The 20,377-nt window shown below is 39.2% G+C and carries 18 protein-coding genes; all 18 read left to right on the top strand.

The features are described 5' to 3' along the window. Positions 1 to 20: 20 nt before the first annotated feature. The 18 genes from truB (at position 21) to OK414_RS21605 (ending at position 20,272) form a co-directional block, all read left to right on the top strand. Entirely contained in the window at positions 21 to 938 is a 918-nt protein-coding gene (gene truB, locus OK414_RS21690) for a tRNA pseudouridine(55) synthase TruB (RefSeq protein WP_013084763.1), read from the top strand. A gap of 28 nt (positions 939 to 966) precedes the next feature. Continuing rightward, a complete protein-coding gene (gene ribF / locus OK414_RS21685) occupies positions 967 to 1,923 on the top strand; it encodes a bifunctional riboflavin kinase/FAD synthetase (RefSeq protein WP_263045044.1) in 957 nt (318 codons plus the stop codon). Between the two features lie 149 nt (positions 1,924 to 2,072). After that, positions 2,073 to 2,342 (top strand): 30S ribosomal protein S15, encoded by a 270-nt coding sequence (rpsO, locus tag OK414_RS21680; RefSeq protein ID WP_013058831.1) that lies wholly within the window; start codon positions 2,073 to 2,075, stop codon positions 2,340 to 2,342. A gap of 168 nt (positions 2,343 to 2,510) precedes the next feature. Beyond that, positions 2,511 to 4,637, top strand: a complete 2,127-nt coding sequence (pnp, locus tag OK414_RS21675) for a polyribonucleotide nucleotidyltransferase (RefSeq protein ID WP_263045043.1) — start codon at positions 2,511 to 2,513, stop codon at positions 4,635 to 4,637. A gap of 142 nt (positions 4,638 to 4,779) precedes the next feature. Continuing rightward, the gene (locus OK414_RS21670; protein ID WP_016765374.1) at positions 4,780 to 5,760 is read left to right on the top strand and encodes a polysaccharide deacetylase family protein; all 981 of its coding nucleotides are present in this window, start codon (positions 4,780 to 4,782) and stop codon (positions 5,758 to 5,760) included. Positions 5,761 to 5,788: 28 nt separating this feature from the next. Next, on the top strand, positions 5,789 to 7,033 hold the full coding sequence (locus tag OK414_RS21665) for a M16 family metallopeptidase (protein WP_028411394.1): 1,245 nt from the start codon (positions 5,789 to 5,791) through the stop codon (positions 7,031 to 7,033). Positions 7,034 to 7,131: 98 nt separating this feature from the next. Further along, positions 7,132 to 7,398 (top strand): YlmC/YmxH family sporulation protein, encoded by a 267-nt coding sequence (locus tag OK414_RS21660; RefSeq protein WP_016765372.1) that lies wholly within the window; start codon positions 7,132 to 7,134, stop codon positions 7,396 to 7,398. A 188-nt stretch (positions 7,399 to 7,586) separates the two neighbouring features. Then, the gene (gene dpaA / locus OK414_RS21655) at positions 7,587 to 8,486 is read left to right on the top strand and encodes a dipicolinic acid synthetase subunit A (protein WP_013058826.1); all 900 of its coding nucleotides are present in this window, start codon (positions 7,587 to 7,589) and stop codon (positions 8,484 to 8,486) included. Next, on the top strand, positions 8,486 to 9,091 hold the full coding sequence (locus tag OK414_RS21650) for a dipicolinate synthase subunit B (protein WP_034649246.1): 606 nt from the start codon (positions 8,486 to 8,488) through the stop codon (positions 9,089 to 9,091). The genes dpaA and OK414_RS21650 overlap by 1 nt, the downstream gene beginning before the upstream one ends. A gap of 191 nt (positions 9,092 to 9,282) precedes the next feature. Further along, complete coding sequence (gene asd / locus OK414_RS21645) at positions 9,283 to 10,326, top strand: aspartate-semialdehyde dehydrogenase (protein WP_016765370.1); 1,044 nt, start codon at positions 9,283 to 9,285, stop codon at positions 10,324 to 10,326. 39 nt (positions 10,327 to 10,365) lie between these two features. Next, positions 10,366 to 11,598: an aspartate kinase gene (gene dapG / locus OK414_RS21640; protein WP_034649249.1), complete on the top strand. Its 1,233-nt coding sequence runs from the start codon at positions 10,366 to 10,368 to the stop codon at positions 11,596 to 11,598. 75 nt (positions 11,599 to 11,673) lie between these two features. Further along, positions 11,674 to 12,546, top strand: coding sequence for a 4-hydroxy-tetrahydrodipicolinate synthase (gene dapA, locus OK414_RS21635; protein WP_013084756.1), 873 nt, complete (start codon positions 11,674 to 11,676; stop codon positions 12,544 to 12,546). Positions 12,547 to 12,739: 193 nt separating this feature from the next. After that, a complete protein-coding gene (locus OK414_RS21630) occupies positions 12,740 to 14,407 on the top strand; it encodes a ribonuclease J (RefSeq protein WP_016765368.1) in 1,668 nt (555 codons plus the stop codon). A 105-nt stretch (positions 14,408 to 14,512) separates the two neighbouring features. Further along, positions 14,513 to 15,265 carry a ClpP family protease gene (locus OK414_RS21625; protein ID WP_013058820.1) on the top strand — a complete coding sequence of 251 codons (753 nt, stop codon included), beginning with the start codon at positions 14,513 to 14,515 and terminating at the stop codon, positions 15,263 to 15,265. Further along, positions 15,262 to 15,471, top strand: a complete 210-nt coding sequence (locus tag OK414_RS21620; RefSeq protein ID WP_013058819.1) for a YlzJ-like family protein — start codon at positions 15,262 to 15,264, stop codon at positions 15,469 to 15,471. Before OK414_RS21625 ends, OK414_RS21620 begins: the two co-directional genes overlap by 4 nt. Positions 15,472 to 15,609: 138 nt before the next feature. Continuing rightward, positions 15,610 to 17,967, top strand: a complete 2,358-nt coding sequence (locus tag OK414_RS21615; protein WP_034649255.1) for an FtsK/SpoIIIE family DNA translocase — start codon at positions 15,610 to 15,612, stop codon at positions 17,965 to 17,967. 357 nt (positions 17,968 to 18,324) lie between these two features. After that, on the top strand, positions 18,325 to 19,050 hold the full coding sequence (locus OK414_RS21610) for a GntR family transcriptional regulator (protein ID WP_013084753.1): 726 nt from the start codon (positions 18,325 to 18,327) through the stop codon (positions 19,048 to 19,050). 133 nt (positions 19,051 to 19,183) lie between these two features. Then, positions 19,184 to 20,272: a BMP family lipoprotein gene (locus OK414_RS21605; RefSeq protein WP_013058816.1), complete on the top strand. Its 1,089-nt coding sequence runs from the start codon at positions 19,184 to 19,186 to the stop codon at positions 20,270 to 20,272. The last annotated feature ends 105 nt before the right edge of the window (positions 20,273 to 20,377 follow it).

Genomic DNA, 20,377 nt, shown 5'->3' with positions numbered 1-20,377 from the left:
GAAAAGGAGATGAAGAATGAGTGGACGGTGTTTTAATTTTACATAAACCAGCTGGCCTGACTTCGCACGACTGTGTGTTTAAAGTCCGAAAGCTGCTTCGCACTAAAAAAGTAGGGCATACAGGCACATTAGACCCAGACGTTACAGGGGTATTGCCTATTTGTATCGGTAGAGCTACCAAAATTGTAGAGTATCTAACAGGAGCTACTAAAACCTATGAAGGAGAAGTTACACTCGGATTTTCTACAACAACAGAAGATTCTTCCGGAGAGGTTGTAGAAGAAAAGAAAGTAGTGGATTCTTTTTCACGTGCTCAAATCGAAGAAGTGCTGTCTTCGATGACAGGAGAACTTCAGCAAGTGCCTCCAATGTACTCCGCGGTAAAAGTCAAAGGTAAAAAGCTATATGAATATGCAAGGCAAGGAATCGAAGTAGAGCGCCCTGTTAGAACCATTCATATCTATAACTTTGAACTGCTAGACGATCGCGCTGCATTTGAGGGAGAACAAATTTCCTTCAAATTCCGCGTAACGTGCAGCAAAGGTACATATGTGCGAACGCTTGCTGTGATGATTGGAGAAGCACTTGGCTATCCGTCTCATATGTCTTATTTGCAGCGAACGGGTTCAGGGCAGTTTTCACTGGAAGATTGTGTGACATTTGAAGATATTGAACGGGCGGTAGAAGAAGAAACGATCAATGAGAAACTGCATTCGATCGAAGAAGCTCTTAATCATTTGCCGAAACTTCAAATTAGTGATACATTAGCAGAGAAAGTGAAAAATGGCGCGGTATTGCCGTGCACAGAAGATGAAGAGTTAAAAAAGGAACCATTCTTTTTAATGATAAATTCTGCAGGCAAGTGCTTAGCAATTTATGCTCAGCACCCAACGAAAAAACATTTAATGAAGCCGGTTAAAGTGTTGGCAATCGACTAGACCGGTTAGGGAAAAGGTGAACTGTGTTTTGGAAACGATTGAAATTCGACATCCACACCACTTTCAACGAGAAGCTGTTCAACAATCAGTGTTAGCACTTGGTTATTTTGATGGTGTGCATTTAGGGCATCAGCAAGTGATAAATTCAGCAAAACAGTTAGCCGATGAAAAAGGCATAGCTAGTGCTGTGATGACGTTTACTCCTCACCCTTCTGTGGTGCTTGGGCGCAACATGCAGCACATTGATATGATCACACCACTTCAAGAAAAAAAGAAACTCATTGAGGAAATGGGAATTGACTTTTTATATATCGTTCATTTTGATAAACAGTTTGCAGCACTATTGCCTCAAGAGTTTGTTGATCAGTATATTATTGGCCTGAATGTGCAGCATGTGGTAGCTGGATTTGACTATACGTATGGAAAGTTAGGTAAAGGAACAATGGAAATACTACCATTTCATTCTCGATCAAAATTCACTCAAACAACAATTGATAAGTTAACAAATGGGGAAGAAAAAATTAGTTCAACGCTCATTCGCGAAAATTTAGCAAATGGAGACATGCATCGAGTAAAAGAGCTGCTTGGGCGCTATTATGAAGTGTCAGGTACAGTGACTCATGGAGAAAAGCGAGGCAGGCAAATAGGTTTTCCGACTGCTAACATCGCTTTAGACGATGAGTATTTACTTCCGCGCATCGGCGTGTACGCTGTTGAGCTTCAGCTCCATGGCAAGTGGTATGCAGGAGTATGCAACGTGGGCTATAAGCCGACTTTTCATGATAATTTAGAAAAGCCAACAATCGAAGTCCACTTATTATCATTTGACGAGCAAATCTACGATCAGCACGTAACAGTGAAATGGCACCGAATGATTCGTTCAGAAAAAAAGTTCAGCGGCATCGAAGAGCTTGTCGGTCAGATCTCAAAGGACAAGGAACAAGCCCTTGCTTATTTTGAAGGAATTCAAAAGCATAAGAAATAAAAAAATATATATAAATAGTTGCTACGACTTGCTTTTTGTTCTAATAAGTAGTAACATAACACTTGTATGTAAAACAACCATTGCTTGGCATTACGATTCACCAACGTTTTGCTCGGTAACTGGGGTTTAATAATAAGGAGGTGAATAGGATGGCTATCACACAAGAGCGTAAAAATGAAATCATTAGTGAGTACAAAACTCATGCGAACGACACTGGTTCTCCAGAAGTTCAAATCGCTGTCCTAACAGAGCAAATTAACAATCTAAACGGTCACTTACGTACTCATAAAAAGGATCACCATTCACGTCGTGGTCTTTTAAAAATGGTAGGTCGACGTCGTAACTTACTTAACTACCTACGTAACAAAGACGTTACTCGTTATCGTGAGTTAATCAACAAACTTGGTTTACGTCGATAATAAGAAGAAAGCGGGAGCATTCCCGCTTTTTTAGTATGTACATTTAAGAAACATTAAAGATGCTACATAATGTGAAAAAAGCTATTGTTTTTGGATATTTCGTTTATAATAAAACTATCACATTTGATTACATACATATTTTATATGTAGAGAGGGGTACTCGTCGATATGGAACAAGAAAAACGAGTGTTCTCCGTAGATCTAGCTGGACGAAAGCTAGAAGTTGAAGTTGGCCAGTTGGCAAAACAAGCAAATGGCGCAGCATTAATCCGCTATGGAGACACAGTTGTATTAAGTACAGCAACGGCTTCAAAAGAGCCTAAAAATGTAGATTTCTTCCCGTTAACAGTAAACTATGAAGAGCGTTTATATGCAGTCGGTAAAATCCCAGGTGGATTCATTAAGCGTGAAGGCAGACCAAGTGAAAAAGCAATCTTGGCTAGCCGTTTAATCGACCGTCCGATTCGTCCTTTATTCGCAGATGGTTTCCGAAACGAAGTTCAAGTTGTCAGCGTTGTAATGAGCGTAGATCAAAACTGTTCTTCAGAAATCGCGGCAATGTTCGGTTCTTCATTAGCATTATCAGTATCTGATATTCCATTTGAAGGTCCTATTGCAGGCGTAATCGTAGGCCGTGTAGACAATGAATTTGTTGTAAACCCAACGGTAGATGAGCTTGAAAAAAGCGATATTCATCTGACGGTTGCTGGTACAAAAGATGCGATCAACATGGTTGAAGCAGGCGCTGATGAAGTACCGGAAGAAGTAATGCTGGAAGCAATTATGTTTGGACACGAGCAAATTAAAAAATTAATTGCGTTCCAAGAAGAAATTGTAGCAGCAGTAGGCAAAGAAAAAGTAGAAGTTGCGCTTTATACTGTGGATGCTGACCTTGAGCGTCAAGTTCGCGAAATTGCAGAAGGTGACATGAACCGTGCCGTTCAAGTTCAAGAAAAGCATGCGCGCGAAAATGCGATTAAAGAAGTGAAAAGCGCAGTAGCTGCAAAATTTGAAGAGCAAGATGTAGAAGAAGAAGTACTAAATCAAGTGAATGAAATTTTATCGAAGCTTGTTAAAAGTGAAGTGCGTCGCTTGATCACAGAAGAAAAAGTGCGTCCTGATGGCCGTAGTATTGACGAAATTCGTCCACTTTCTTCTGAAACAAACTTGCTTCCTCGTACACACGGATCTGGATTATTTACGCGTGGACAAACTCAAGCGCTTAGCATCTGTACATTAGGTGCACTTGGCGATGTGCAAATTTTAGATGGTTTAAGTGTAGAAGAATCTAAACGCTTCATGCATCACTATAACTTCCCTTCATTTAGTGTTGGTGAAACTAGACCAATGCGCGGACCGGGTCGTCGTGAAATTGGACATGGTGCGCTAGGTGAACGTGCACTTGAGCCTGTTATTCCAAATGAAAAAGATTTCCCTTATACAATTCGTCTTGTATCTGAAGTATTAGAGTCAAACGGTTCTACTTCACAAGCGAGTATTTGTGCAAGTACGCTTGCAATGATGGATGCTGGGGTTCCAATTAAAGCACCTGTAGCAGGGATTGCCATGGGTCTGATCAAATCAGGTGAATACTACTCAATTCTAACGGACATTCAAGGAATGGAAGATCATCTAGGAGATATGGACTTTAAAGTAGCAGGTACGGAAAATGGCGTAACTGCGCTTCAAATGGATATTAAAATTGACGGGTTATCTCGTGAAATTTTAGACGAAGCCCTTCAACAAGCAAAAAAGGGCCGTATGCAGATCTTAAATCATATGATGTCAACGATTGCTACGCCTCGTCAAGAGCTTTCTCAATATGCGCCTAAGATCCTTACCATGGCTATTAACCCTGATAAAATTCGTGATGTTATTGGACCAAGCGGTAAGCAAATCAATAAAATCATCGAAGAAACAGGCGTTAAAATTGATATCGAACAAGATGGTACAATCTTCATTTCTTCTATTGATCAGCCAATGAATGAAAAAGCGAAGAAAATTATTGAAGATCTTGTACGCGAAGTTGAAGTCGGCCAAATGTACTTAGGAAAAGTAAAACGAATTGAAAAATTCGGTGCATTTGTAGAAATCTTCAGCGGAAAAGATGGGCTTGTTCACATTTCAGAGCTTGCAGAAGAGCGTATTGGAAAAGTGGAAGACGTTGTATCAATTGGCGACGAGATTCTAGTTAAGGTTATGGAAATTGATAAACAAGGCCGCGTTAACTTATCTCGTAAAGCAATTTTAAAAGAACAAAAAGAAAAAGAAGAAAAAGCAAAAGAAATAAAATAATCTTCTTTTACTACTATATAGATATTGTGAAATCGTCCATACATGAAGAAAATCCATGTTTAGGGCGATTTTATCGTTTGTAGATGTTTGTTCTACCTTGTCCTCTTTATACATATTTTAAATGGTAAAGGGGGAAGGATAAGTGAAGAGAACCATTGTGCAATTTACAGCATTTCTATTTTTACTGGCAATTACATATAAATCTATTTATAATCCTTTTGCTGAAGCATATATAGAAGCACTTAAATCCGATGTACAACTTGTATCAGCTCAGCATGATGCGTTATATCAAAAGATTGAAGAAAAAGCAAAAGATTATGAAAAGCCGGCAGCGAATGCACGAATCGATCCCGTTTGGAAACGGGTTCCTGGCTATAACGGCATAAAAGTTGATCTTGCTGCTTCTTATAAAAATATGAAACCTGCGGGTAAATTTGATGAAAAAAAACTAGTGTACAAACAGGTTAGACCAAAGGTTCACTTGAAGGATTTACCACAGGAACCTATCTACCGTGGACACGATGAAAAGCCTATGGTATCGTTTACAGTGAACGTAGCATGGGGGAACGAGTATTTGCCTAAAATGTTAGAAGTGCTTAAAAAGCACCATGCTAAAGCAACCTTCTTTTTAGAAGGGAAATGGGTTAAAAATAATCCAGATATGGCAAAAATGATTGTAGACGCAGGGCATGAAGTAGGAAACCACTCTTATTCTCATCCTGATATGGCCACTTTATCGGCTAGTCAAATCAATCAGCAGCTTAAAAAAACGAATGATATTATTACGTCTACTACGGGACAAAAAGTAAAATGGTTTGCTCCGCCGAGCGGCAGTTTTCGCCCCGAAGTAGTAACGCTTGCTTCTCAGTTAAAAATGAGTACCATCATGTGGACGGTTGATACAATCGATTGGCAAAAGCCAAGTTCAGAAGTGTTAATTAATCGAGTAATGAAAAAGATTCACCCAGGAGCTATTGTACTGATGCACCCGACTGAATCAACGGCTGAATCGCTTGACCAATTGTTAACCGATATTGAACGCAAAGGCCTCAAAGTTAGCGATGTGTCAACAATGCTAGATGAAGAACGAATGATGAAAATACCTTCTTCTACTAAGAAGTAAGTGAGATAAGCAAAAGGGAGGCACTAGCTTGATAAAACGATATACGTGCAAAAATGGTGTAAGAATTGTATTGGAAAATATCCCAACTGTTCGATCTGTGGCCATTGGGGTGTGGATCGGAACGGGTTCTCGAAGTGAACACCCTGAAATTAATGGTGTATCACATTTTCTTGAACATATGTTTTTTAAAGGAACAAAAACAAGATCTGCTCGTGAAATTGCAGAAAGCTTCGACCGCATTGGCGGACAAGTAAATGCATTCACTTCTAAAGAATACACGTGCTACTATGCAAAAGTATTAGATGAACATGCAGATCAAGCGCTCGATGTGCTGGCAGATATGTTCTTTAATTCTTCATTTGATGAAGAGGAATTAGCTCGTGAAAAAAATGTTGTATATGAAGAAATTAAAATGTATGAAGATACACCTGATGATATTGTACACGATCTATTAGGAAAAGCTGTATATGGCAATCATCCATTAGGCTATCCAATTTTAGGAACGGAAGATACGTTAAAAACATTTAACGGTGATTCGCTTCGTCAGTATATGGAGCAAATGTATATTCCCGAAAACATCGTTATTTCAGTAGCTGGAAACATTGATGAAAGTTTTATTCAGCAGGTGGAAAACTATTTTGGTACATATACGTCAAGTCACTCCGCTCATCAATATGTTCAGCCAGAGTTCCATACAAATCATATTGCGCGCAAAAAGGAGACTGAACAAGCTCACCTTTGCCTTGGCTTTAAAGGTTTGCCAATCGGCGGAGAAGATGTATATAGCTTAATTGTATTAAATAACGTGCTTGGTGGAAGTATGAGCAGTCGTTTGTTCCAAGAAGTTCGCGAACAGCGCGGCTTGGCTTACTCTGTTTTCTCTTATCATTCTTCTTATCGAGACAGCGGTCTTGTGACGATTTATGGGGGAACGGGAAGCCATCAGCTCGACGTATTATATGATACGGTTCAAGAAACGCTTTATGATTTGAAAGATAAAGGGATTACGGATAAAGAACTTGCTAACAGCAAAGAGCAGCTGAAAGGAAACTTAATGCTGAGCCTTGAAAGTACAAATAGCCGTATGAGCAGAAACGGAAAAAATGAGTTAATGCTAGGCTATCACCGTTCATTAGATGAGATTTTAGATCTTGTTAATGCCGTGACTAAAGATAGTGTAAATGGTCTTGCGCGAGATATTTTCAAAGATGAATTTGCTCTTTCGCTAATAAGCCCGAGTGGAGATTTACCTAAAGGTTTTAAAGGAAATTAAACAGTAAAAGTAAGGTTGGCTAAAATAATTGAGCCAGCCTTATTTTTTTGTCATTTTTTGCATGGTTGTTCAATAAATTAGATGAAAGGAGGGATTCTATGAGATTAAGCGAACTGAGTGGAAAAGAAATTGTAGATGTTAAGCGAGCAGAGCGTTTGGGTATTTTAGGGCAAACAGATCTTGAAATTAATGAACATACGGGACAAATTAATGCGCTTATTATTCCATCTGTGAAGTGGTTTGGGTTTCGAAAACAAGGAGATGAAGTGCGAGTGCCGTGGGGGAATATCGAAAAAATTGGTACAGATATGGTGATTGTAAATGTCCAGCAGCTAGAAGACATAAACAATCAGTCAACAAAATAAGAAACGAGATGCTTCCTGCATCTCGTTTCTTTTATTTTCAGGGATAAAGATTCACCGATTCCTGTGTGTTTACATAGTATGTTGAAGAAAAGCAATAGGCATTCTAGGGCGTAATGATAGCACTTTACATCTCGATGGTTTAAGCGAAGGATACATCTATTTAATGTTAAAGAAGGTGAAAATGAAACATGTTAACGGATTTGCACATAGCTGTAATTGGCGGTGATGCTAGGCAGCTTGAAGTCATTCGAAAATTAATTCAATTAGATGCAAAAACATCTCTTATTGGTTTTGATCAGCTAGATCATGGTTTTACAGGTGCGACGAAATATCAGATAGAGGAGCTGGATTTTTCAGATGTTGACGCCATCATCCTTCCAGTGCCTGGAACAAATCACGAAGGGCAAGTAGATACTATTTTTTCAAATGAAAAAGTAGTGCTGACTGAAGAAATACTTAAAAAAACGCCTGAGCACTGCATTATTTATTCTGGTATTAGCAATGGGTATTTAAACGAATTAGTCAAAACGACAAACCGTAAACTCGTTCAGCTATTTGAGCGTGATGATGTAGCAATTTATAACTCTATTCCTACTGTTGAAGGTACCATCATGCTTGTTATTCAACATACGGATTTTACCATTCACGGTTCAAATATTTCTGTCCTAGGTTTAGGAAGAGTAGGAATGAGCGTGGCGAGGTCCTTTGCTGCACTTGGTGCCAATGTAAAAGTAGGAGCTAGAAAATCTGAACATTTAGCACGTATTGCTGAAATGGGTTTGCAGCCTTTCTATCTTTCTGAACTCGATAAAGAAATTGCTGATAGTGATATATGTATTAACACCATTCCATACCCCATCTTAACGGCTAAGACATTATCTAATGTCCCGACCCATGCGCTCATTATTGATTTAGCTTCAAAGCCTGGAGGAACCGATTTCCGCTATGCAGAAAAACGAGGAATTAAAGCTATTTTAGCACCTGGTCTTCCAGGAATTGTGGCTCCAAAAACAGCAGGTCAGATTGTCGCTAATGTATTAGTGAATTTATTAAAAGACGCTGCGGATGCGAGAGAGGAGAAAAAATAATGTCATTAAAAGGTAAAAGAATAGGATTCGGCTTGACCGGATCTCACTGTACGTATGATGCGGTTATGCCGGAAATTGAAAAGCTTGTTAACTTGGGAGCAGAAGTGTTACCGGTTGTTTCTTACACGGTACAATCCACGAATACTCGTTTTGGAGATGGAGAAGACTGGGTGAAGAAAATTGAGGAATTAACAGGTCACGCCGTCATCAATACAATTGTAAAAGCGGAGCCTTTAGGACCAAAAATTCCGCTTGATTGTATGGTGGTTGCCCCAATCACTGGGAATACGATGAGTAAGTTTGCGAATGCAATGACTGAATCTCCGGTACTCATGGCAGCTAAAGCAACGCTTCGTAATAATAAGCCGGTGGTACTGGGAATTTCGACTAATGACGCACTAGGGCTAAATGGTGTAAACTTAATGAGGCTAATGGCGACTAAAAATATTTATTTTATTCCATTTGGTCAAGATGACCCGGTGCTTAAGCCGAATTCAATGGTAGCGCGTATGACGATGTTATCAGACACGGTCTACGCAGCGCTTGAAAATAAACAGATTCAGCCTGTTATTGTCGAAAGGTTCCGCGACGGTCAAGAGTCATAGGACATATATGCCTCTTGCTGGTGCATGAATCTATTCAATACTGCGGCTGTAAGAGAACTCTCAATCTCAAAGAAGAGAAGATTTTAAAAATCTTCTCTTCTTTGACGCAATGAAGCATAATAATATGTTAAAATAGTCAGTATATGCAGATAAATGTTGAGTAGTTGAAAATTGTTGGAGGCGGTATTAAAATGACAAGAGAATTACATGTAGCAGTAGTAGGAGCAACAGGTGCAGTAGGACAACAAATGATTAAAACCCTACAGGAGCGTAATTTTCCAGTTGGTAAATTAACGTTATTATCTTCAGCTCGTTCAGCTGGTAAAAAAGTGTTGTTTAACGGAGAAGAAGTTGTTGTGCAAGAAGCAACTCCTGATAGCTTTGAAGGCGTAGATATTGCTTTATTCAGTGCAGGCGGGAGCATTTCAAAAGCACTTGCACCAGAGGCAGTAAAACGCGGAGCAATTGTTGTAGACAACACAAGCGCTTATCGAATGGATGAAAATGTCCCGTTAGTTGTGCCGGAAGTGAATGAAGACGCATTACACGCACATAACGGAATCATTGCTAATCCAAACTGCTCTACAATTCAAATGGTTGCAGCATTACAGCCATTACGCGAAACATACGGCTTATCTAAAGTGCTAGTATCAACGTATCAAGCCGTTTCTGGAGCAGGCGCTGCTGCAATTAATGAATTAAAAGAACAAGCCAAAGCTATTTTAGAAGAAAAAGAGTTTACACCGGAAATTTTACCGGTTGGTGGAGATAAAAAACATTATCAAATTGCTTTTAATGCCATTCCGCAAATTGATAAATTTCAAGATAACGGTTTTACATTTGAAGAAATGAAAATGATTAATGAAACGAAGAAAATTATGAACATGCCTGAATTGCCAGTAGCTGCTACTTGTGTTCGTCTACCGGTTGTAACAGGTCATTCAGAGTCAGTGTACATTGAAATTGAAAAAGACGGTGTAACGGTAGCTGATGTGAAAAATTTATTGGCTGATGCACCTGGTATCGTATTGCAAGATGATCCAGAAAATCAAGTATATCCAATGCCAGCAGATTGTGTAGGTAAACGAGATGTGTTTGTCGGCCGTATTCGTAAAGATTTAGATCGCGATAACGGTTTCCATATGTGGATCGTTTCTGATAACTTGTTAAAAGGTGCAGCTTGGAATTCTGTACAAATTGCAGAATCACTTATTAAGCTTAGCTTAGTAAAATAAGCGCAACCAGAGTGTCTCGGAACATGATGAGGTGTAAGTATGAAAATAATCGTCCAAAAATTTGGAGGAACTTCCGTTCGTAACGAAGAAGGAAGAGAGAGAGCAATCTATCATTTAAATAATGCATTAAGTGAGGGTTACAAAGTAGTCGTTGTTGTATCGGCAATGGGACGAAAAGGTGAGCCGTATGCAACGGATACATTGCTTTCACTTGTTGATGGAAATAAAGCGTCTCTTAATAAACGTGAGCTTGATATGCTTATGGCATGCGGAGAATTAATTTCATCGGTAGTGTTTACGAATTTGTTAAACGAAAATGGTATTAAAGCTACAGCGTTAAACGGTGCACAGGCCGGGTTTGTGACGAATGATGATTTTACCAATGCCAAGATACTAGAAATGAAATGCGACCGTTTGTTAAAAGAATTAGAAGAATACGATGTAGTGGTTGTAACAGGCTTTCAAGGGGCAACTACTGAAGGTGATACAACAACGCTTGGACGCGGAGGCAGCGATACATCTGCTTCAGCTTTAGGTGCAGCCCTTATGGCTGATTATATTGACATTTTCACAGATGTAGAAGGTGTGATGACAGCGGACCCGCGTATTGTAGAAGATGCAAGACCGCTATCCGTTGTCACATATAACGAAATATGCAACATGGCTTATCAAGGTGCAAAAGTAGTTCACCCACGTGCCGTAGAGATTGCCATGCAAGCCAAAGTGCCGATGCGCGTCCGTTCCACGTATGCTGATTCAACAGGTACGCTCGTTACATCTCAAGGTGAAGCACAGCAGCGTGGAAGTGATGTGCAAGAACGCCTTGTAACAGGCATCGCGCACGTATCCAACGTCACTCAAATTAAAGTTTTTAGTAAAGAAGGCCATTATGATACGCAAGCAGAAGTATTCAAAGCAATGGCACAAGAAAAAATCAGCGTAGATTTTATTAATATTTCACCGAAGGGTGTTGTATATACGGTAACAGATGAAGCAACTGACAAAGCGATTGATGTGCTTCATGCGCTAGGGTATGAGCCGGCTGTTATTCGCAACTGTGCCAAAGTGTCAACGGTTGGAGCAGGAATTGCAGGGGTGCCTGGTGTTACATCTAAAATTGTTACAGCTCTTTCTGGCGAAGGTATTCAGATTTTACAATCTGCTGACAGCCATACGACGATTTGGGTGCTTGTAAAAGAAGAGGATTTAAAGAAAGCCGTTAATGCTCTTCATGGTGCCTTTGACTTGTCAAAAGCACCGCAAAAGAGATAAACTACATGTTCCGTTAGCTATAAGCTAACGGTTCATTACATGAATAGGGATAATGCAATTTCAAGGAGTGAAAACATGATTGATTTTGGGAAAGTCGCAACAGCGATGGTAACACCTTTTGATCATAAAGGAAATATTGATTTTGAAAAAACAACGCAGCTTATTAATTATTTAATCAGCAACGGTTCGGATGCGTTGGTTATTGCAGGAACAACGGGTGAATCTCCTACGCTTTCAACAGAAGAAAAGCTGGCGCTGTTCCGCCACTCAGTAAAGGTAGTAGACGGCCGTGTACCTGTTGTGGCTGGTACAGGAAGCAACAATACGTATGCATCAATTGAATTAACGAAAAAGGCAGAAGAAATCGGCGTAGACGCGATTATGATTGTAGCACCTTATTACAACAAGCCGAATCAGGAAGGCTTATATCAGCATTTTAAAACAATTGCTGAAAGTACAGAGCTGCCTGTCATGTTATACAATATTCCAGGGCGATCCGTGATCAATATGTCTGTTGATACAATTGTACGCCTAGCTGAACTGCCAAATGTTGTAGCGTTAAAAGATGCAAGCGGAGATCTTGACGCAATGACAGCTATTATCGCACAAACAAGCGATGATTTTGCTTTATACAGCGGTGATGATGGTTTAACACTACCGGTACTAGCGATTGGAGGAACTGGTATTATTTCTGTTGCCTCTCACATTATTGGGAATGAAATGCAAGAGATGGTTAAGCTGTATGAGTCAGGAAATCCGAAGGAAGCAGCAAAAATTCATCAGCGTATTGTGCCTGTTATGAAATCTCTTTTTGCAGCTCCAAGTCCAACGCCTGTTAAAACGGCTTTACAGTTAAAAGGATTAGACGTAGGATCGGTACGATTACCTTTAGTTCCGTTAACGGAAGAAGAACGCCAAACGTTAGTCAGCACATTAAATACGCTATAAGCTATAAGTATGTTTTTTAAACGTCTCTTCATTGACCGTATATACGAGTCGATGAAGAGACGTTTTTTTTTATAAGATAATAGAAGAGCAGATGACGGAAATAGACGAATGAAATTTCTTGTATTCCAATTCTTACTTCAGTTATAATGTAAGCAAATGAAATTGTACGGGTGAAAGTAAGTAGGAGGAGCTTATGGTACTAGAAAAGACAGAAAATATTAAAATTTCAGCCTTGGGTGGAGTCGGAGAACTTGGAAAAAACATGTATGTGATGGAAATCAATGAAAACATATATGTGTTAGATGCAGGATCGAAGTTTCCGGGAGGGGAAATGTTAGGAATTGATATTGTCATTCCGGACATTACATATTTAGTAGAAAATCAGCAGAACGTAAAAGGCATATTTGTTACTCATGGACACGAAGAACAAATTGGCGCTATTCCCTTTATACTTCAAAAATTGGATGTGCCTGTATATGGTACAGAATTAACGCTAGCACTTATCAAAGAAAAGTTAAAAGAATATGGAATTAAAAAATATGAAGCTTTACATCCTATCACTTCGTCAACGGTTTTATCGTTTGAAGGAGTAGATATTTCATTTTTCAGAACGCAGCACAGCATCCAAGATTCAGTCGGTATTTGTTTACAAACAAATCAAGGTGCGATTGTATATACAGGTGATTTTAAATTTGATCAAAATTCAGTCAGCATTCAAAGCGCTGATATTGGAAAAATGGCTGCCATTGGGGAACAAGGCGTCCTGTGTTTGCTTTCAGACAGCACAAATGCGGATAAGCCAGGCTATACAGTTTCCGAAGCCGTCATTGGACAAAATATTACCGACGCTTTTTATAAAAGCAAAGGTCGAATCATTGTTGCTGCATACAGTTCCAATCTGCACCGTATTCAGCAAATCATTCATGCCGCATATCAGCACGGCCGTAACCTGATCGTTATGGAAAAAAATATGCTGAAAATCATTGATATTGCAGCAAAACTTGGACATTTGCAGCTGCCTGAGGATTTAATTGTTCCTGTGCAAAAGCTAAAAGATCTTCCAGAACATGAAACGGTTATTTTAACAACAGGTCATCACGGAGAGCCGATTTTAGGTCTTACTCGAATGGCTAAACAGTCCCATAAATTTATTCAAATCAAACAAGATGATACGGTCCTGCTGGCTGCTACACCTGTGGCGGGGCACGAAACGACCTTTTCAAAAACAATTGACGTCATCTTTCGTTTAGGAGCAAGCGTAGTGTTTGCTCAGAAGAAAGTGCAGGCTTCCGGACACGGCAGTCAAGAAGAATTAAAATTTATGATTAACTTAACAAAGCCGAAATATGTCATGCCTGTGAATGGAGAGTATCGAAAACAAAAAGCTTATGCAAAGCTGGCCGGTCAATTAGGAATATCAGAAGATCATATTTGTTTGCTTGAAAAAGGTGAGCGAGTTGAGTTTAAAGATGCTCGTATGTACCCTAGCGGTTCTATTCAAGCAGGAAATACGCTCATTGATGGACTAGGCGTCGGTGATATTGGAAATATCGTTCTGAGAGACCGCAGGCTGCTGTCACAGGATGGAATCTTAACGGTAGTAGTTACGATTAATAAACGCCAAAAAACGGTAGTAGCGGGGCCTGAAATCATCTCGCGCGGATTCGTCTATGTAAGAGAATCAGAAAAGCTTTTAGAAGAAGCAACGAAGATTGTTCAGCAAATTTTAGAAAAGTGTATGGAAGACAAAGTGATCGAGTGGTCTTCATTAAAATTAAAAATGAGAGAAAGTTTAAATCAATTTTTATATGAAAAAACCCGTCGTAAACCGATGATTTTACCGATTATCATGGAAATCTAATGTGAAGCCTTCCCGGTGGGAAGGCTTTTTATTTGCAGCTGATGCGGATGTAATAACTATGAGAAGTTCATACTACTACTATCAATAAGTGAAAGGAGCTAGAATATGTTTGAAAATAACGAAAGATTACATTCTGATGAAGCGCCTCAGCAGCCTAATAAAAATGAAGAAAGCAAGGGCGGAATATTAGATAAAATTCAACAACTAGGACAGACCAACGTGGCTCAGCTTCCCCAAGATTCTAATATTCACTGTTTAACGATTGTAGGACAAATCGAAGGGCACATGCAGCTGCCTCCTCAAAACAAAACGACAAAATATGAGCATGTCATCCCGCAAATTGTGGCGATCGAACAAAATCCAAAAATTGAAGGATTGCTTATTATCTTGAATACTGTAGGTGGAGATGTAGAAGCGGGGCTTGCAATTGCTGAAATGATCGCTTCGTTATCCAAGCCTTCTGTGTCGATTGTGTTAGGAGGCGGACATTCAATCGGTGTTCCAATTGCGGTTTCAACTGATTATTCGTATATTGCCGGTACAGCGACCATGACCATTCATCCTATTCGCTTAACGGGTCTTGTTATTGGTGTACCGCAAACATTTGAATACTTAGATAAAATGCAAGAGCGCGTGATTAACTTTGTGAGAGAACATTCTCATATTTCAGAAGAAAAGTTTAAAGAACTTATGTTTTCAAAAGGGAACCTAACGCGCGATATCGGGACAAATGTAGTTGGCGGAGATGCTGTTTCATACGGGTTAATTAACGAAGTAGGCGGAGTTGCTCAAGCGATCAAAAAATTGAATGAACTGATTGAGCAAGGACGTCAGAATGAGGAGCAGCTGCTGCAATGATTTTGTATACAATGATGCCGCAAGAACTGATCTTTCAGCAGTCTTATCATCAAGAACAATCTCAGCCAAAGCTTATTAACCATAATGGAATTCCGGTTATTGTTGAAGAAAATGAACAAAAGCAACAGCAAATTGTGAGGATTTTAAGCACGAATCCTCAAGATTATTTGAATGAAAATTATTATCCTGGTCAAATTTTGTCGTAAGGATTTCAGTATAATTATGGTGAATATGGTATAATGAATATGACGAAGAAGGCAGCCGCTGTATTGGCTGCTTTTTTATTCAACTGATAAAAGAAACAAAATCAACATAGAGTGTTGGACGTTGATTGGAGTGGAAAAATGGCAAAGAAAAAACGAAGAGGTCAAATAAAAAAGGATGAATGGAAACGTATATTGCGCTTTGAGCTTATTGGCTTATTTTTATTAGCATTAACGTTAATTGCCATGGCAGGACTTGGTGCTGTAGGACAGGCCCTTGTACTAGTGGTCCGCTTATTTATTGGCGAATGGTATATGCTGTGTTTAATCGGAATGGCTATTCTATCTGTTTATATTATTTGGAAAAGGGAAATGCCTCCTTTAGTGACGCGGCAGCTTATCGGTACATATCTCATTATTTTATCTATTTTACTGTTTAGTCATGTTACGTTATTTGAAAATTTATCAAAAAACGGAACGTTTACAGATCCGTCTGTCATTATGAACACATGGGATTTGTATATGCTCGAAGCAACGGGTCAATCAAATCACAGCGATTTAGGCGGAGGGATGATAGGAGCTATTATGTTTGCCATGTTCTACTATCTATTTGATAGCTTAGGAACAGAACTTATCGCTGCCTTGCTTATTGTGATTGGGGTACTGCTTATTACCGGACGTTCGCTTCACGAAACGGTATTAAAACTTCTGTCACCTCTAGTGAATTTTTTAACAACGGAGTTAAAAGAAGGCTGGCAAGATATTCAGACGTGGAAACATAAAAAGAAAAAAGCCCCTAAAACAACAAAAAAGAGACGCCAAGAAAAAGCTGTTCAAGAACCTGAAGAAAGCATGGAAATAGAAGTAGAAGCACCTTCGCCTCCAATTATTGAACACTTTGACTACGGAGAGGAAGAGTCTAGTCAACCTCCTGCTGCTCCTATAGCTCCGGTGCCGCCGGTTATGGAATCGAAGCCTGTAGCTACTGCACCGCAACAGCCAAGGCCGCAAAAGGAACAGGAAGAAGAAAAAGCTCCTATGATTACATTTACTGAAACGGAAAATAAAGAGTATGAGCTTCCTCCTATCAAGCTATTGACGATGCCAAAGAAAAGCAACCAGGCAAAAGAGCATAAAAACATTTATAAAAATGCCGAAAAACTTGAAAAAACGTTTCAAAGTTTCGGCGTAAAAGCAAAAGTGGCAAAAGTTCACCTTGGACCAGCTGTTACAAAATATGAAGTATATCCTGATGTAGGAGTAAAAGTAAGTAAGATTGTCAATTTAAGTGATGATCTAGCACTTGCATTAGCTGCCAAAGATATTCGGATTGAAGCTCCAATTCCCGGGAAATCAGCGGTAGGAATTGAAGTACCGAACGAAGAAGTAGCGATGGTTTCACTTAGAGAAGTACTTGAAGCAACTGAAAATAACCGACCTGATAAAAAGCTATTAGTTGGTTTAGGAAGAGATATTTCAGGCGAAGCTGTGCTAGCAGAGCTTAATAAAATGCCTCATATGCTTGTAGCAGGGGCAACAGGAAGCGGAAAAAGTGTGTGTATCAACGGTATTATTATTAGTATTTTAATGAGGACAAAGCCTCATGAAGTAAAATTAATGATGATTGACCCTAAAATGGTTGAGCTCAATATGTACAATGGTATTCCGCATTTATTGGCTCCTGTTGTAACGGATCCGAAAAAAGCTTCTCAAGCCTTAAAGAAAGTTGTAAATGAAATGGAGCGACGTTATGAGCTGTTTTCACACAGCGGAACGAGAAACATTGAAGGATATAACGATTTAGTAAAACGTATGAATGATGATGGAGACGCCGATGCAAAACAGCCGACTCTTCCTTATATTGTGGTGATTGTCGATGAGTTGGCTGACTTGATGATGGTTGCTTCGTCTGACGTCGAAGATTCGATCACACGTCTTGCTCAAATGGCTCGTGCTGCCGGCATTCATTTGATTATTGCTACGCAGCGACCATCAGTAGATGTTATTACTGGGGTTATTAAAGCAAATATTCCTTCCCGAATTGCTTTTAGTGTATCTTCACAAACTGACTCTCGTACAATCTTAGATATGGGAGGAGCTGAGAAGCTTCTAGGAAGAGGAGATATGCTGTTCATGCCTGTTGGAGCTTCAAAACCTGTGCGTGTGCAAGGTGCCTTTTTATCAGATGAAGAAGTAGAAGAGATTGTTGATTTTGTAATTGCACAGCAAAAAGCGCAGTATCAAGAAGAAATGATTCCAACCGATGCTCCTGAACAAGTTGATGATTTTGCAGATGAGCTATATGACGAAGCGGTACAGCTTGTAGCAGAAATGCAAACAGCTTCTGTTTCTATGCTGCAGCGACGCTTTCGAATTGGCTATAACCGGGCTGCACGCTTGATCGATGCAATGGAAGAGCGTGGAGTGGTGGGACCTTATGAAGGAAGTAAGCCGCGTTCCGTCCTGATTTCTCAGCAAAATGAGGATGTTGGATCTTAATAAGTTTCATAAAAAAGATGACTTGCATATGTGCAAGTCATCTTTTTTATGAAACGAAAGAGAGGAAGAATAGTATCATACAAAAATATGTCATGCTAAATAAATGAAATAAAAACGAATGTTAAAAAATTTAATGACTAAAATGTTTGGTTTTTATCTAATATTAGAAGAAAAGCAGGTTGTTAGTTATGCTGACATTAAAGAATAACAAAAATTCATTTTTTTAAAAAAATAATAAAAATTTTAATAAAAAATTAATATAACCTATTTATTTATCTGTCGAAAAATGATATATTATTTTCGATTAAGTAGTCGAACATCAGAGGTCTGATGACTTTTTAATATGGAGGAAGAGTGATGTCTATACGTGCGGATAATCGGCACTTGTATCTACAAGTGATTGATAAAATTAAACAAAATATAGAAAAAGGAATTTTTAAAGAAAAGGAAAGACTCCCTTCAGAGTTTGATTTATCAAAGCAGCTAGGGGTTAGCCGCGCAACGCTACGTGAGGCACTTCGCATATTAGAAGAAGAGAATATTATTGTTCGCAGACACGGCGTGGGAACATTTGTCAACACGAAGCCTACTTTTTTGTCAGGGATTGAGCAATTAAATAGTATAACACATATGATTGAACAAGCCGGTATGAAGGCTGGAACAATCTTCTTATCTTCTCAAATACAAGAGTTGTCTGAAAATGATTTAACACGTTTTGCTTGCGGGGAAGATGAACAGATTTTATTTGTTGAACGGGTGAGAACGGCAAACGGAGAGCCGGTGGTATATTGCATGGACAAGGTTCCTCAAAAAATATTGCCTGAAAATTTTGAATATAGACAAGAGTCATTGCTAGAAATTCTTGAAAAACAAGCAGGAAAACACATTTCATACGCCGTGGCAAACATTGAGCCTCTAGGCTATCATGAAAAAGTTTCTCCTATTTTACAATGCGAACCAGAAACCGCTTTGCTTGTACTGAAACAAATGCATTATGACCAGCATGATGAACCCATTTTATATTCCATCAATTATTTTAAAGCAGATCAATTCAGTTTCCAAGTACTGCGTAAACGCGTCTAGTTTTTTTGTGTTTAAATGTCAGAAAATTTACAACTGTTTAACATTGTCCTTTTAAGGAGGTGTCAAATGTAGGTCACAAGGACGAAATAGAAAATTGGCTTTATACTTTTAAAACTATTCAGGGGGTTAAAACATGTTAAAACGTAAAACGGGACTTGCATTATCACTAGTATTAGCGGCAGGAACACTTTTAAGCGCGTGTGGCTCAGACGACGCAGGCAAGAGCGGCGGAGATAAAAAAGCGGCAGATTTTAAAGTGGGAATGGTAACAGATACGGGCGGGGTAGATGATAAATCGTTTAACCAATCTGCTTGGGAAGGTCTGACAAAGTTCGGGAAAGATAACGGCCTTGATGAAGGGACTGGATATAAATATTTGCAGTCTACGAAAGCATCTGAATACGAGAGCAATCTTTCTAAATTTGCTGAGAGTGGCTATAACTTGACGTATGGAATTGGCTTTTTATTAAAAGAAGATATTAAAAAAGCAGCAAAGCAGTACCCTGATGCTAACTTTGCATTAGTAGACGATACGCTAAAGTCAGAGAACTTAGATAACGTGGCAAGCATTCTATTTAAAGAAGAGCAAGGCTCCTTCTTAGTAGGGGTAGTGGCAGCTAAACAAACAAAAACGAACAAAATCGGCTTTATCGGAGGCGTTGAATCTCCATTAATCAAGAAGTTTGAAAACGGATTTAAAGCAGGTGTTAAATCTGTAAACCCAGATGCTGAAGTTATCTCTCAATACGCAGAAAGTTTTAACTCTCCAGAAAAAGGTTCGGCTATTGCTTCTACGATTTACAGTAAAGGCGCTGATATTATTTATCAAGCGGCTGGCGGTACTGGAAACGGCGTATTTACAGAAGCTAAAAACCGTTCAAAAGGCGGGAAAGACAAAAAAGTTTGGGTAATTGGAGTTGACCGCGATCAGCATGAAGAAGGTATGCCTGAAAACGTAACTTTAACTTCGATGGTTAAACGCGTTGACTTGGCTGTAGAAGATGTTGCTAAAAAAGCAATGGACGACAAATTCCCAGGTGGTAAAGAAGTTGTGTTTGGCTTAAAAGAAGACGGAGTAGGAATTGCTCCATCACAAGATAATGTAAGCAAAGATGCGCTAAAAGCAGTTGATGAGTATAAGCAAAAAATTCTAGACGGTGACATTACAGTGCCTCAAACGGATAAAGAATTTAAAGAGTTTGAAAAAACGCTTAAAAAATAAGCTGACGTCTGTTAAGCAATGATTATATGAGTATAAAAGGCTAGTGAAAACTAGCCTTTTTCATAGCCAAAAAACGGAAGACAGAATCCTGTAGAAGGCAGGAAT

The sequence above is a fragment of the Priestia sp. JV24 genome, from assembly GCF_025910025.1.
Taxonomy (GTDB): Bacteria; Bacillota; Bacilli; order Bacillales; family Bacillaceae_H; genus Priestia; species Priestia megaterium.
The sequence above is the reverse complement of the archived record's forward strand: the minus strand, read 5'-3'. Positions and strand labels throughout refer to the sequence as shown.